This window comes from Halomarina litorea (genome assembly GCF_024227715.1).
In the GTDB taxonomy this organism is placed as follows: domain Archaea; phylum Halobacteriota; class Halobacteria; order Halobacteriales; family Haloarculaceae; genus Halomarina; species Halomarina litorea.
On record NZ_CP100448.1, the window covers coordinates 1039832 to 1053157 of the forward strand.

General features: G+C 68.3%; 13 protein-coding genes. 7 read left to right on the forward strand and 6 right to left on the reverse strand.

All coding sequences use genetic code 11. The annotated features are described in order from the left end of the window. Positions 1–53: 53 nt before the first annotated feature. Complete coding sequence (locus tag NKG96_RS05660; RefSeq protein WP_254537501.1) at positions 54–2021, forward strand: AMP-binding protein; 1968 nt, start codon at positions 54–56, stop codon at positions 2019–2021. 7 nt (positions 2022–2028) lie between these two features. On the opposite strand, the gene NKG96_RS05665 is transcribed toward NKG96_RS05660, so the two are convergent. Then, complete coding sequence (locus NKG96_RS05665) at positions 2029–3492, reverse strand: sulfatase (RefSeq protein WP_254537502.1); 1464 nt, start codon at positions 3490–3492, stop codon at positions 2029–2031. Positions 3493–3694: 202 nt separating this feature from the next. Then, positions 3695–4411: an acyl-CoA synthetase family protein gene (locus NKG96_RS05670; RefSeq protein WP_254537504.1), complete on the reverse strand. Its 717-nt coding sequence runs from the start codon at positions 4409–4411 to the stop codon at positions 3695–3697. Positions 4412–4532: 121 nt separating this feature from the next. Here NKG96_RS05670 and NKG96_RS05675 point away from each other — a divergent pair, with 121 nt between their 5' ends. Together NKG96_RS05675 and NKG96_RS05680 are read left to right on the forward strand one after the other, a co-directional pair. Further along, positions 4533–5096, forward strand: a complete 564-nt coding sequence (locus NKG96_RS05675; protein ID WP_254537505.1) for a hypothetical protein — start codon at positions 4533–4535, stop codon at positions 5094–5096. 47 nt (positions 5097–5143) lie between these two features. Beyond that, positions 5144–5449 carry a MazG nucleotide pyrophosphohydrolase domain-containing protein gene (locus NKG96_RS05680; RefSeq protein WP_254537506.1) on the forward strand — a complete coding sequence of 102 codons (306 nt, stop codon included), beginning with the start codon at positions 5144–5146 and terminating at the stop codon, positions 5447–5449. 1 nt (position 5450) lies between these two features. Here the strand turns inward: NKG96_RS05680 and dnaJ are convergent, their stop codons facing one another. Further along, positions 5451–6593 carry a molecular chaperone DnaJ gene (gene dnaJ, locus NKG96_RS05685; protein ID WP_254537507.1) on the reverse strand — a complete coding sequence of 381 codons (1143 nt, stop codon included), beginning with the start codon at positions 6591–6593 and terminating at the stop codon, positions 5451–5453. Positions 6594–6712: 119 nt separating this feature from the next. Here dnaJ and NKG96_RS05690 point away from each other — a divergent pair, with 119 nt between their 5' ends. Further along, complete coding sequence (locus NKG96_RS05690; protein ID WP_254537508.1) at positions 6713–8482, forward strand: Rieske (2Fe-2S) protein; 1770 nt, start codon at positions 6713–6715, stop codon at positions 8480–8482. Position 8483: 1 nt separating this feature from the next. On the opposite strand, the gene NKG96_RS05695 is transcribed toward NKG96_RS05690, so the two are convergent. Continuing rightward, complete coding sequence (locus NKG96_RS05695; protein ID WP_254537509.1) at positions 8484–9041, reverse strand: hypothetical protein; 558 nt, start codon at positions 9039–9041, stop codon at positions 8484–8486. Positions 9042–9144: 103 nt separating this feature from the next. Here NKG96_RS05695 and NKG96_RS05700 point away from each other — a divergent pair, with 103 nt between their 5' ends. Continuing rightward, positions 9145–9933 carry an enoyl-CoA hydratase/isomerase family protein gene (locus NKG96_RS05700; RefSeq protein ID WP_254537510.1) on the forward strand — a complete coding sequence of 263 codons (789 nt, stop codon included), beginning with the start codon at positions 9145–9147 and terminating at the stop codon, positions 9931–9933. Between the two features lie 11 nt (positions 9934–9944). On the opposite strand, the gene NKG96_RS05705 is transcribed toward NKG96_RS05700, so the two are convergent. Then, positions 9945–10808 carry a class 1 fructose-bisphosphatase gene (locus NKG96_RS05705; protein WP_254537511.1) on the reverse strand — a complete coding sequence of 288 codons (864 nt, stop codon included), beginning with the start codon at positions 10806–10808 and terminating at the stop codon, positions 9945–9947. After that, positions 10805–11590, reverse strand: coding sequence for a class I fructose-bisphosphate aldolase (locus NKG96_RS05710; RefSeq protein ID WP_254537512.1), 786 nt, complete (start codon positions 11588–11590; stop codon positions 10805–10807). The genes NKG96_RS05705 and NKG96_RS05710 overlap by 4 nt, the downstream gene beginning before the upstream one ends. A gap of 143 nt (positions 11591–11733) precedes the next feature. Between NKG96_RS05710 and NKG96_RS05715 the strand changes: the two genes are divergently transcribed. Beyond that, positions 11734–12375 carry an HAD family hydrolase gene (locus NKG96_RS05715; RefSeq protein ID WP_254537513.1) on the forward strand — a complete coding sequence of 214 codons (642 nt, stop codon included), beginning with the start codon at positions 11734–11736 and terminating at the stop codon, positions 12373–12375. Between the two features lie 57 nt (positions 12376–12432). Then, positions 12433–13293 carry a 3-hydroxyacyl-CoA dehydrogenase family protein gene (locus tag NKG96_RS05720; protein ID WP_254537514.1) on the forward strand — a complete coding sequence of 287 codons (861 nt, stop codon included), beginning with the start codon at positions 12433–12435 and terminating at the stop codon, positions 13291–13293. Positions 13294–13326 lie beyond the last annotated feature (33 nt).

The following is a 13326-nucleotide window of genomic DNA, read 5'->3' on the forward strand; positions in this document are numbered from 1 at the left end:
CGGCGCGCCCTCTCGCGAAAAACTACTTGCCGGAGGGGGTGTGACTCAGGGGCATGAGCGGCCTTCCCGACCTCGACGAAGTCGTCTACGAACCCGACGAGGAGTTCGCCCGGTCTACGAACGTCCGCGCGTTCATGGACGAACACGGCATCGACACGTACGACGAACTCGTCGAACGCTCGCAGGACGTCGAGTGGTTCTGGGACGAACTGCCCGACTACCTCGGCGTCGAGTGGTTCGAGGACTACGACAGCGTCCGAGACGACACGGACGGCCCGCAGTTCACCGAGTGGTACCCCGGCGGGCGCATCAACGTCGCGCACAACACCGTCGACCGCCACGCCGCCCCTGACAACGAACGCCGGAACTCGGTCGCCACCATCTGGGAGGGCGAGGACGGCGAGGTCCGGGAGATAACGTACCACGAACTCCAGCGCCAGACGAACAAGGTCGCCAACTACCTCGAGTCGGTCGGCGTCGGAGTGGGCGACACGGTGGGGCTCTACATGCCGATGGTCCCCGAGGTCGTCTCCATCCTCTACGGCTGTTTCAAGGTCGGCGCAATCGCCGTCCCCATCTTCTCCGGGTTCGGCGTCGACGCCACCGCCACCCGCATCGCCGACTCCGAGTGTTCCGTGCTGTTCACCGGCGACGGCTTCCTCCGTCGGGGCAAGGAGATTCTCCTGAAGGAGGCCGCCGACGAGGCCATCGAGGAGGCCGGCCACGTCGAACACACCGTCGTCTTCGACAGGTTGGGGGCGGACGTGCCCTTCGACGACTCGCGGGACGCGTGGTGGGGCGAGGCCGTCGAGGCGCGGGACGACGACTACCAGACGGCGGAACTCGACGCGAACCAGGAGTCCATGTTGCTCTACTCGTCGGGGACGACGGGGAAGCCGAAGGGCATCGTCCACACTCACGCGGGCGTCCAGATGCAGACCGCCAAGGAGATTCACTTCGGGTTCGACCACAGGGACTCCGACCGCTTCTTCTGGGTGTCCGACATCGGCTGGATGATGGGGCCGTGGTCGCTCATCGGGAACCACACCTTCGGCGGGACGGTGTTCATGTACGAGGGCGCGCCCGACTACCCCGAACCGGACCGCTTCTGGGAGATGATCGACCGCCACTCGCTGTCGGTGTTCGGCATCTCGCCGACCGCGATTCGCGCCCTCCGCAAGCAGGGCGACGACTGGTTGGAGGGCCACGACCTCTCTTCGCTCCGACTGCTCGGCTCGACGGGCGAACCGTGGGACCCCGAGTCGTGGATGTGGTTCTACGAGCACGTCGGGGGCGGCGACACGCCCATCATCAACATCTCCGGCGGGACCGAGATATGCGGCTGTTTCCTCATGCCCCTCCCCGGGATGCCCCTCAAGCCGTGTACGCTCGGCAAGCCTGGCCTCGGGATGTCCGTCGACATCGTGAACAGCGAGGGCGAGTCCGTCGCGGACGAGGGCGAACGCGGGTTCCTCGTCGCGCGCGACTCCAACCCCTCGATGACCAAGTCGCTCTGGTCGGGCGACGAGCGCTATCTGGAGGAGTACTGGTCCACCTTCACCGAGCCACCGATGTGGGACCACGGCGACTGGGCACAACAGGACGACGAGGGCTTCTGGTTCCTCCACGGGCGGGCGGACGACGCCCTCAACGTGGCCGGTCGGAAGGTCGGTCCCGCCGAGGTGGAGGGCGCACTCATCGACCACGAGGCGGTCAACCAGGCCGCCGCCGTCGGCGCGCCCGACGACACCACGGGGACGGCCGTCGTCGCCTACGTCATCCTCGAAGACGGCGTCGAGGAGTCCGACGACCTGCGGGCGGAACTGCGCGAACAGGTCGGCGAGGAACTGGGCAAGCCGTTTCGCCCCCGCGAGGTGCTGTTCGTCGACGAGTTCCCCAAGACCCAGTCGGGGAAGATCATCCGGCGGGCCATCGCCTCCATCTACCGCGGGGAGGACCTCGGGGACATGAGTTCCATCGAGAACCCCGACGCGTTGGAGGACATCGAGGACGCGCGGTGACGCCGGCCTACAGGTAGCCCAGTCGCTGGAGCTGTTCTTCCATCTCCGGCGAGAGTTCGACGCGCCCCGCGCTGGGAAGGTCGGCATCGACGTCGGCGAATCGCTGCACCAGATGCGAGCGGAAGCGCTCGCAGACCGCCGGGAACTGGTCGCTGACGTCCTCGCCCTCCACGGGGAAGACGTACAGCTCCTCGCGTTCGTCGCTGACGACGTACTTGAAGTGGTCCGTCCGCAGCGCCGTGATCGGTTCGCGGTGGTAGGGGGACACGTCGAACCGGTAGTTGTGTTCGAGGTAGTTGTCGAAGTGGGCGATGCCGCGCTGGCTGATGGCGTGGTCGAGCGAGCGTTCGGTGAGGTTCGTCCCCTGGAACTGCGGGTCGCTCACCCCCAGGTGGTCGGCGAGCGTCCTCGTGACGTCGATGTGCTGGGCGAACCCGTCGCGGGCCCGCTCGATGCCGGGAAGGCCGCTGACGACCAGTGGGACGTTCGTCAGTCCGTCGTGGAGCACGAGGTTGTGGCCGATGACCCCCTGTTCGCCGAAGAGGTCGCCGTGGTCGCCGGTGACGACGACGATGACGTCCTCGTCGAGCGCCCTGACGTGGTCGAACAGTCGGCCGACCGTCTCGTCGACGTAGAGCAGTTCGGCGTCGTAGAGGGCGCGCAGCGCCTCGCGTTCGGCGTCGTCGAGGGGTGTCCCGTTGCCAGTGGCGATGCGCCGTTTCATCTGTGCCGAACTGCCGAAGAGGTCGTACGAGAGGCGGAGCGCCTCCGCCGTCGAGTACTCGATGTCGTCGGTGAAGCGGTCGATGAACTTCCGCGGGGGGTTGTAGGGGTGGTGCGGGTTCGGGAGGTGGATGTAGCTGAAGAAGGGGTCGTCCCCGGCGGCGAGTTCGGTGAGCCACCCCTCGAACACGTCCGCGAGGGTGAACGTCGAGACGCCGTAGAACAGGACCCGCTGGAGCGCCTGGTAGAACCGGTTCCCCTCCTCGTAGTACCGCCGGTGGATGGCGGGGGGACCGTACGACCGGATGTTGGCAAAGTACTTCAGCCACGGGCCGAGCGAGTCGCGCTCGAACAGTTTCCGGTAGTCGAACCACTCGAAGCGCTCGAACCCGCGGTCCAGCCCGGTCGCACCGCTGATGTAGGCGTTCGGGGAGATGGCCGTGGTCCGGTAGCCGGCCGCCGAGAGCAGTTCGGGGAGCGTCCGGACCGACTCCGGCAGTGGCTCCTTCGCGAGGCCGTCCATCCCGACCCGGTGGACCACCGGGTAGGTCCCCGTGAGGATGGAGGCGGTACACGCCGGCGTCCAGAGCGACTGGGCGAAGCCCTTCTCGAAGGAGACGCCGTCGGGCGCGTTCGCGATGCGGCGCAGGTTGGGCGTCGTGTCCCGGTGGTAGCCGGAGAGAGACGTGGCGTCGTACCGAACGCTCTCCAGAGTCAGCCATACTACGCTCGGGGGCGTCTCCGTCATAGAGCAGGTATTCTCACACGCGTACTTATATGTTGCTGAGAAATAGTTATTAGACCGATACGTCTGCTTCATCCAAGAAATTTTCACCTGAATGCTGCTACGGGGAACGGCTTCGACGAGTGGACGGGTGGTGATCGGGTGCGATCCGGACTCCCCGAGAACCGGCACACTCGGCCGACCGCCGGAGACGAACTCCGGGCGCCTAGAGCACGGCACCGGGGGCGAGAGTCGTCGGTTCGGGCGACTCCCCGTCCCCGACCGCGAACTCGCCGACCGTGTCGTCGTCGGGGAAGACCACCACGCCGCCCGAGAGGACGGGCGCGACGAGTCCCGCGGCGACGGTGCCCGGACGGGTCAGCGGTGCCCGGACGACGACCCGGTCGCCGGGGCCGAGCGACCAGCCCTCGGCGACCCGCGAGGCCGCCGCCAGGACGGTCCGGTGATCGTGGGTTCCCGACGCCGACCGGAGGAGCGTCCGGTCGGGCGTCACGCGGTCCGGTGGCTCTGTGGGGTTCTCGCTCCAGACGTCGCGCTCGAAGTGGGCCACGTCGGGGTCGTCGGGAGCGTCGCCGTACCCCACGCGCTTCCGTCCAGGGACTGTCGCCAGTCCCTCGGCGGCACCGGTCGGGACCACGACCGCCCGCGCGTCGTCGGGCGGGTCCCCCTCGAAGAACTCGACGGGCGCGCCCAGCAGGGCCGCGCCGTAGCACGTGAGGACGGGTTCCGGGGCCGGGTCGGCGGCGACGGCGACGGGTCGGCCCGCCCGGACGCCGAGGTGCGCCAGGAAGTGCGCCACCTTCCACGTCGTGGTACAGAACCGCCGGTAGTCGTACTCCCGGCCCGATCCGGGAACGGAGAGCGCCGGTGTCCCGCCGCGTCGCTCCCGCGCGACCAGGTCCCCGAGGACGGTGAACTCCATGCGACTGGTTCGGACGCCCCGGCCAAAACCGATGTGGAGCACGCCTCGACGCGCGCTCGCCGCCGACCATTACTGCCTCCTAGGAAAGTTTTTTATTATAGTAATTCTCGAATATTAATATATGTCCCGGAGTGACAAGGTCGAGTGGTCCGACGGGGAGTCCCGCCCTGCGGTCGTGGAGCGTGCCGCGTCGGTCGCCGCCGACTCGGGGGCAGCCCTCCGAATCGAACCGCGGTCGCTCGCCGCGAGCGACGTCCGCGTCGACGTCACCGACGGTCGACCGGACGCACTCAGGGTCCGCCCGTCGGCGGAGTGCGCGTGGGCCGGCCTCCGACGGTCCCCCGTCGAGGTCGGCGCGACGCTCCTCGCCGCCCTCCCGACGGAGGAGGTGGGTTTCGACCCGGTGGCGACCGAGGTCCTCCCGCTGGAGTCGCCCGGGATGGAGGGGTACGCCCGCTTCGCGTTCGCGTCCCCGCACTGCGTCCTCACGAACACCACCCTCGGGCCGGTCGACTTCGCCTCGTTCGGCGCGGACCACCCGCCACGGGAGCGTGCGCTGCGTCTCCGACTGGTCGTGGACCTCGTCGACGGGGAGGGCCTACCGATGGAGGGCGACGCCGTGACGACGGACTGGGTGATTCGCGTCGGCGAGGACGACGGGTCGGCCACGTTCCTCGACTGCTGACGCCCCCGTACCGGTGGACTGAGGTGCCTCCGCCAGCCTGCCCGACCATGGACGCACAGGACCGCGTCGCGCAGTTCGTCGAGTCGAACGACCTCCACGCCCCGCCCGCCTACCGACTGCTGGACCTCACCTCCGAACTCGGCGAGGTGGCCAAGGAGGTGACCACCTCGACGGGCTACGGCGCGTCGCCCGACGAGGTCAGCGTGGCCGAGGACGAACTCGGGGACGCCCTGTTCGCCCTGCTGGCCCTCTGCGAGGAGACGGACACGGACGCGAGCGAGGCGCTGGAGACCGCACTGGAGAAGTACGAGACGCGACTGGCGGAGACGGGCGACGCCGGAAGCGGGGAGTGAGTCAGAACGAGTTGCGAATCTTCTCGAAGAACCCCTCCTCGACGTCGATGTCCTCGCCGCCGGCCTCGGCGAACGCCTCGAGGGCCTCGCGCTGTTCCTCGTTGAGGTCCTCGGGGGTGACGACCTGCACGCGCACGAAGAGGTCGCCGTGTCCCCGACGCTGGAGGCGGGGCATCCCCTTGCCCTTCAGGCGGAACGTCTCGCCGCTCTGGGTGCCCTTGGGGACGTCCATCGAGACGGTGCCGTCGAGGGTCTCGACTTCCACCTCGTCGCCGAAGACGGCCTGCGGGAAGGAGACGGGCATCCGGTAGAGCAGGTCGTCGCCGTCGCGTTCGAAGTCCGGGTGGGCGTCGATGGTTATCTCGATGAGCAGGTCGCCGTCGCGCGCGCCCGGCTCGCCCGGCGCACCCTCGCCGTTCATGCGGAGGGTCTGGCCGTCGCGGATGCCCTCCGGGATGTCCACGTTGAGCGTCGTCTCCTCGTTGACGACGCCGTCGCCGTCGCAGGTGTCGCACGTCTCGCTGTAGAGGGTGCCGTCGCCGCCACAGCGCTGGCAGGTCTGGGTCTGCTGGACGCGCCCGAGGGGCGTCTGCTGGACGTGCGTCTGCTGGCCCTGCCCGTTGCAGGCGGGACAGGTCTCGGCGTCGGCTTCCGGGGGGTGGCCCTCGCCGTCGCAGTCGGAACAGCGCTCCGGGCGGGTGAGCGTCATCTGCTGTTGCTTGCCGAAGTAGGCGTCCTCGAGGTCGATGGTGAGGGCGGTCCGGAGGTCACGGCCGGGCCGGGGGCCGCGCTGGCCCTGCCCGCCGCCGCCGAAGAACTGCTCGAAGATGTCGTCGAAGGGACTGCCCTGTCCCCCGCCCATGCCACCGAAGGGGTTGCCCTGCCCCCCGTTCTGGCTGGCGTCGAAGCCGCGCTTCTCGGCCTGTTCGAACCGGTCGTGGCCCATCTGGTCGTAGGCCTGCCGGGCGTCCTCGTCCGTGAGGACCTCCTTCGCCTTCTTGACCTGCTTGAACTTCTCCTCGGCGTTCGGGTCGTCGCTCACGTCGGGGTGGTACTCGGCGGCCTTCTTCCGGTAGGCCTGTTTGACCTCGTCCTCGTCGGCGTCGCGGGAGACGCCGAGGACCTCGTAGAAGTCCTGGCTCATTCGTTGGCCATTCGTTGTCCGTTGAACCACTTGAACAGACCGCCTCCGCATCCTGTCAGCACACGGGCAAAAATCGGCTTCAGCGAACCGTTTTGTGGGTGCCTCTCACACCATCAGGTATGGCAACCGACGCCGACACGGACGGGCGGTTCGTCCGCGTCACGGACCTCGCGACCCTCGAATCGCAGGGTCAGCAGGTCGTCAGCGAGGACGGCCAGGCCATCGCCCTCTTCCACCACGACGGCCGGGTGTTCGCCGTCGACAACCGCTGTCCGCACATGGGGTTCCCGCTGACGCGGGGGTCCGTCGAGGACGGCATCCTCACCTGTCACTGGCACCACGCCCGCTTCGAACTCGAGGAGGGCGACACCTTCGACATCTGGGCCGACGACGTCCAGACGTTCCCCGTCGAGGTGCGCGACGGCGCGGTGTTCCTCGACCCGAACCCCGACCCGGACGTCCCGCCCGAGGTCCACTGGCGCAACCGCCTCGCCGACGGCCTCCAGGAGAACCTCTCGCTCGTGATGGCGAAGGCGATCATCGGGTTGGACGAGGGGGGAGAGGGCTTCCACACGCCCATCGAGACGGCCGTGAACTTCGGGACGAAGTACCGGGACATGGGCTGGGGCCGCGGGCTGACCACCCTCGGCTGTATGGCGAACCTCCACGGTGAGGTCGGCGGGCGCGACAAGCGCCGCGCGATGTTCCTCGGCGTCCGCGAGGTGGCCGACGAGTGCGCAGGCGAACCGCCGCGCTTCCAGCAGTACGCCTTCGACAATCGCGAGGTCCCCAAGGAACGCCTCAAAAGCTGGTTCCGGGACAACTGCGAGGTGCGCGACGGCGACGGCGCGGAACGGGTCCTGCTGACGGCCATCGCCAACCTCCCGCGCGAGGACGTCGCCGAACTCCTGTTCGCGGCCGCGACGGACCACCGCTACATGAGCGCCGGGCACACGCTCGATTTCATCAACACGGCGTTCGAGACGCTGGACCAACTCGGGTGGGAGGAACACGCCGACAACGTCCTCGCCTCGACGGTGAACCAGATAACCGACGCCGCGCGCTCGGAGGAGCGTTCCTCGTGGCGCACGCCCGTCGATATCGCGGGACTGTGCGCCGACGCGAACGACCTGCTCCCGGACCTCGTCGCCGCGGGAGCGGGCGAGGAGTGGGAGCGCCCGGAGGGGTTCGTCGAGACGCTCCTCGGCGAGGACCCCGAGGCGAGCATCGACGCCCTGACCGACGCGATTCGGGAGGGGGCGACCACGACGCAACTGGCCGACGCCGTCGCCCGCGCCGCCACCCGCCGGGTGATGTACTTCGCGACGAACAACGAGTTCTCTGATTGGGACACCGTCCACCACACGTTCACCTACGCGAACGCCGTCCACCGCGCCACCCGACGGACGGACGCCACGGAACTGTATCGCGCCTGCTTCGACGGCGCGATGTCCGTCTACCTCGACCGCTTTCTCAACGCGCCGCGCGCGCCGATGCCCGACCCCGGTGAGTCGGACCGCGACCCGACCGCGATACGCGAGGACCTCCTCGCCTGCTTCGACGAACAGGGGCAGGTCAACCGCGCCGCCAGCCTCGTCAGCGAGCACTTCGACGCGGGCGGCGACCCCGCCGACCTGAAGCGGACGCTCGGTCGCGGCCTCCTGCGCGAGGACGCCGGCTTCCACACGCTCCAGAACGTCACCGCGGGCTTCCAGCGCTTCGACGCGGTGAGCGACGGCGGTCCCGACGAGGGCTTCGAGCGACGGGTCGCGCTGATGGCCCCCACCCGCTACATGGCCGCGCACTTCCCCACCCGGCGGGAGGCGGAGGGGACGTTCTCCATCGCCACCCGCCTCCATCAGGGCGAACGGCTCCACGAGGTGGAGTGAGTCAGCGGTAGTTCTTGAACAGAACCGCCCGCACGTCGTCTTTCGTCTGGACCACTTCGAGTTCGCCGTCGGGCAGTTTCACCTCGTAGCGTCCCTGCTCGGAGGGCGTCTCGCCCCACTTCTCGGTGTGCGTATCGAGCAGGTTCATCATCGCTGAGAGGCGGTCCCCGTCGTCGCCCTCGCCGTCCTCGCTCTCGTCGTCGGCGTCTTCGCCCTCTCTGCCGTCGTCGTCGGCGTCTCCGTCCTCGCCGTCTTTCGTCTCGTCCACCTCGCCCGATTCGTCGCCCTCGTCCTCTCCGTCCGCCTCGCTCGACGCCCCCGACCCCCCGGCCACCTCCGGGTCCGCCGCATCGAGCGCGTCCCGTTCCGGGTCGGCGTCGATGCGACCGACCGGCGGGTCCTCGCCATCGTCGGCCACGGGCGCGTGCGTGTCCACGAGGTACTGGAGGGCGTCCTGCATCCGGACGTGGCCGTACCGACCCACCCGCTCCGTCTTCAGCGCCTCGCGGAGGCCGTCGATGTACGCGTACTGCTCGTCGGTGACCGCGATTTCCTTCATGGAACCGTGTCTGTCACGAGGAATATAAACTCGCGGGCAATCCTCGTTGCCCGCCCGACACGACTCCACTTGTTTTATCTCAGATGCGCTTTAACGCCGAGCCATGGCCGACTACGAGAACCTCAGGCTGGACCAGGACGGCGGCGTCGCGCACGTCACTATCGACAGCACGAGCAACTTCAACTCGCTCAACTCGACGATGGGCGAGGAACTCGTCCACGTCGCGACCGAACTGAACGAGGACGACTCGGTGCGCTGTATCACGCTCACCGGCACCGACGGCGTCTTCTGTGCCGGCGCGGACCTCGCCAGTCTGGACGGCGACGAACGCGACGCGCCCGAACTGCGCCGTCTCGCCTCCAGCCTGCACGACGCTATCCTCCAGTTGCACCAGGCGGAGACGCCCCTCGTCGTGGGCGTCAACGGCGTCGCCGCCGGCGCGGGCTTCAGCATGGCGCTGGCGGGCGACGTGGTCGTGATGAGCGACGAGGCGCGACTGGAGTACGCCTACGGGCGCATCGGCCTGACCGGCGACGGCGGGTCGACGTTCTGGCTCCCCCGCCTCGTGGGACTCCGCCGCGCGAAGGAGATCGCCCTCCTCGACGAACCCATCGACGCCGACTACGCCGTCTCGCTCGGCCTCGTCACCGAGAGCGTCCCCGCCGGCGAGTTCGAGGAGCGCTTCCACGACGTGGCCGACCGACTCGCACAGGGGCCGACGAGCGCACTCGGCGCGACCAAGCGCCTCATGACCGAGAGCTTCGAGCGCTCGCTCGCCGACCAGATGGCCGCCGAGACGGACGTCATCGCGGGCGCGACGTACAGCGAGGACTACGAACGCGGCTACGAGGCGTTCTTCGAGAAGGGCGACCCGGAGTTCACCGGGAAGTAAGGGGGCCGAAGTCAGTCCAGCGCTGGTTCGAGTCGCTCGACGTACTCGGCGTTCCCGACGAACACCGGCGTTCGCTCGTGGAGTTCTGCGGGTTCTCGCTCCGTGAGCGACCCCGACCCGTCCGAGGATGCGCCACCCGCGGCCTCCACGATGGCCGCGATGGGGATGCCCTCGAACTGCAGGCGGAGTTTCCCCTCCGGGCGGTCCCGGAGGCCGGGGTAGCCGAAGATACCCCCGTAGGTGAGCACCTGGTTGACGTCACCGATCATCGCGCCGCCGTAGCGCAACTTCAGTTCCTGTTCGACCGACTCGACGTAGCCGGCGAACTCGTCGGTCCACTCGGGGACACGCCCGCCGAACCCGTAGACCGTGGGGTCGTCGGGCAGGGTCAGGTCGCTGTCCCCGACGTGACGCTCGCCGTCGTCGACGACCGACTCCTCGACCTGCCCGTCGCGGGCGACCATCATCGTCGTCAGGGGGCCGTAGAGGACGTACCCGGCGGCGACGAGCGACTCGCCCCCCGCGGGGAGCGGTTCGTCGAAGACGCCGACGATGGTTCCCATCGCGTTGTTCGACTTGACGTTCGAGGAGCCGTCGAGGGGGTCCAGCGCGAGGTGGTACTCCCCCTCTCCGCCCTCGATGACGTCCTCTCGCTCCTCGCTGGCGTAGCTCCCGACGCCGTCGATGGCGAGCAGTCGCTCCTCGAACAACTCGTCGGCGTACACGTCGGCCGCCAGCTGCTGTTCGCCGGAGGGGTTCTCCTCGCTCTCGTACTGGCGACGGCCGACGAGGCTCTCGCGTATCTCGGGAGCGGTGCGGGCGACCGTCTCGAATATCTCGTCGACGGCGTCCGCGGAGTCCGAGCGTCCGCTCATTCGAGGGCGCTGTCGACGGACGCGCCCTCGAAGATGACCCGTTCGAGCGCGTCGAGGATGCCCTCGGGGTTCTCGCGCTGCCAGACGTTGCGGCCCACGGCGAGACCCTTCGCCCCGGCGTCCATCGTGGCCTTGACCGACTCGAGGAAGTCGCGGTCGGAGGTCTTCGACCCGCCGGACATGACCACCTTCGTCTTACCGGCCATGCGGACGGCGTGTTCCATCGCCTCCTTGCTGCCGGGGTACTTCACCTTCGCCACGTCCGCGCCGAGTTCGAGGGCGAGGCGGGCGGCGTAGGCGATGGTCTCCTCGCTGGTGTCGTTCTTGAGGCCCTGCCCGCGCGGGTAGGACCACATGACGGTGGGGAGTTCGTACTCGCGGGCCGTCTCGTGGGCCTGCCGGAACTCCTCGACCATCTCGATCTCGTTGTTCGACCCGCCGTAGACGGTGAAGCCGACGGAGGAGGCGCCGACGTCGTAGGCGTACTCGACCGAGCAGTTGACCGCCGAGTCGGGTTCGCCCATCCAGAGGTTGGACGTGCCGTTGAGCTTCATCAGCAGGTCGACGTCGTCCTCGTAGGAGGGGTAGTACGCCTCCGCGATGCCCTTCTGGACCGCGATGGAGGTGACGGCGGAGTGGGTCGCCGCCTCGAACGTCCGCTCGGGGTCGGCGCTCTCGGGCAGGCCCGTGAAGTCGGCGGGGCCGTGTTCCAGCCCGTGGTCGTACGCGAGGATGAGCACCTTCCCGTCCCGCGTGAGCGGGGAGTCGTCGATGTCGAGCATACGCGTGGGTGTTCGGTAACTGGGTATAATATTGTTCTTGCATCGATGCTCGTATCGTTTCGGACAGATTGATATCTCCGAACGGCGACGGACCCGAACAGAGCAATGACACGGGGTTGGCGACATCGGGGGTGGGGGCGGCCGTGACCTACGAGGCGGTCCTGCTGGACAACGACGGCGTGCTGACGGAACTGCCCGGACGCGAGGCGCTGCGCCGGGCCGCGGAGCGGACGTTCAGCGCGTTCGACCTGCGCCGCCCGACGCGCGAGGAGGTCCACGCCCTCGTCGCGGGCAACGTCGAGCGCATCCGACAGCTCTGTCGCGAGGGGCGCGTCGACCCGGGCGCGTTCTGTCTGGAGGCGGCGAGCCAGGCCGTCCGCGAGCAGAAACGCGAGTTCCGCGAAGGCGTCCGAACCCTGTACGACGACGTGAGCGTCCTCTGGTCGCTCGACCGCTCGCTCGGCCTCGTGAGCAACAACCAGCACGAGGCGGTCACCTTCGTCGTCGAGCACTTCGGACTGGAAGAGCGCTTCGACGCGGTGTACGGCTGTCCGTTCACGCCCGAGGGGCTCCGTCGGATGAAACCCGACCCCTACTACCTCGACCGGGCAATTGCCGACCTCGGCACGCGGGACGCGGTGTACGTCGGCGACAGCGCCGTCGACGTGGAGGCCGCCGACCGCGCGGGTATCGACTCCGTCCTCATCGCGCGGGGCGCGGACGCCCCCGAGTGTACGCCCACCCACCGCATCGAGAGCCTCGGCGAACTCCCGGCGCTGGTCTGAGGAGCGGTACGCGAACCGAGCGGCACGCTTTACTCCCCCCGAGGGACACGGACGGGTATGCGTGGATTCGACTCCATCGACCGTATCGGCGTCGTCGGCGCGGGCACCATGGGCGGCGGTATCGCGCAGGTGGCGGCGACGAACGGCTACGACGTCGTCGTGCGCGACATCGAACAGGAGTTCCTCGACGAGGGCTTCTCGGCCATCGAGGACAGTCTCTCGCGGTTCGTCCGCAAGGAGTCGTTGACGCAGGACGAAGCCGACGAGGCGATGGACCGCATCGAGGGCACCACCGACCTCGCGGACCTCGCGGACTGCGACCTCGTCGTGGAGGCCGCACTCGAGAACATGGAGGTCAAACAGGACATCTTCGCGGACCTCGACGAGGTCTGTCCCGACGACGTCGTCCTCGCGACGAACACCTCGACGCTCTCCATCACGACCATCGCGAGCGTCACCGACCGCCCCGAACAGGTCGTTGGCCTGCACTTCATGAACCCCGTCCCGGTCATGACGGGCGTCGAAGTCGTCGTCGGCGAGAAGACCGACCCCGACGTGGTCGAACTGGCCCACCAGTTCTCGGAGGCGCTGGGAAAGGAGACGTGGGAGTCCGACGACAAGCCCGGCTTCGTCACCAACCGCATCCTCATGCCGTGGATCAACGAGGGCATCCGCGCGTTCGACGAGGGCGTCGCCTCGAAGGAGGACATCGACCGCGGGATGACCCTCGGGACGAACGTCCCGATGGGACCGTTGACGCTCGCCGACCACATCGGCCTCGACATCTGTCTGGACGCCAGTCGGACCCTCTTCGAGGAACTGGGCGACCGCTACAAGCCGGCCTACCTCCTCAAGCGGAAGGTCGACGCCGGTGACCTCGGCAAGAAGACCGGTCGCGGGTTCTACGACTACGAGTAGGCGATCACTCGAAAGTATTATCAATCTATAAGT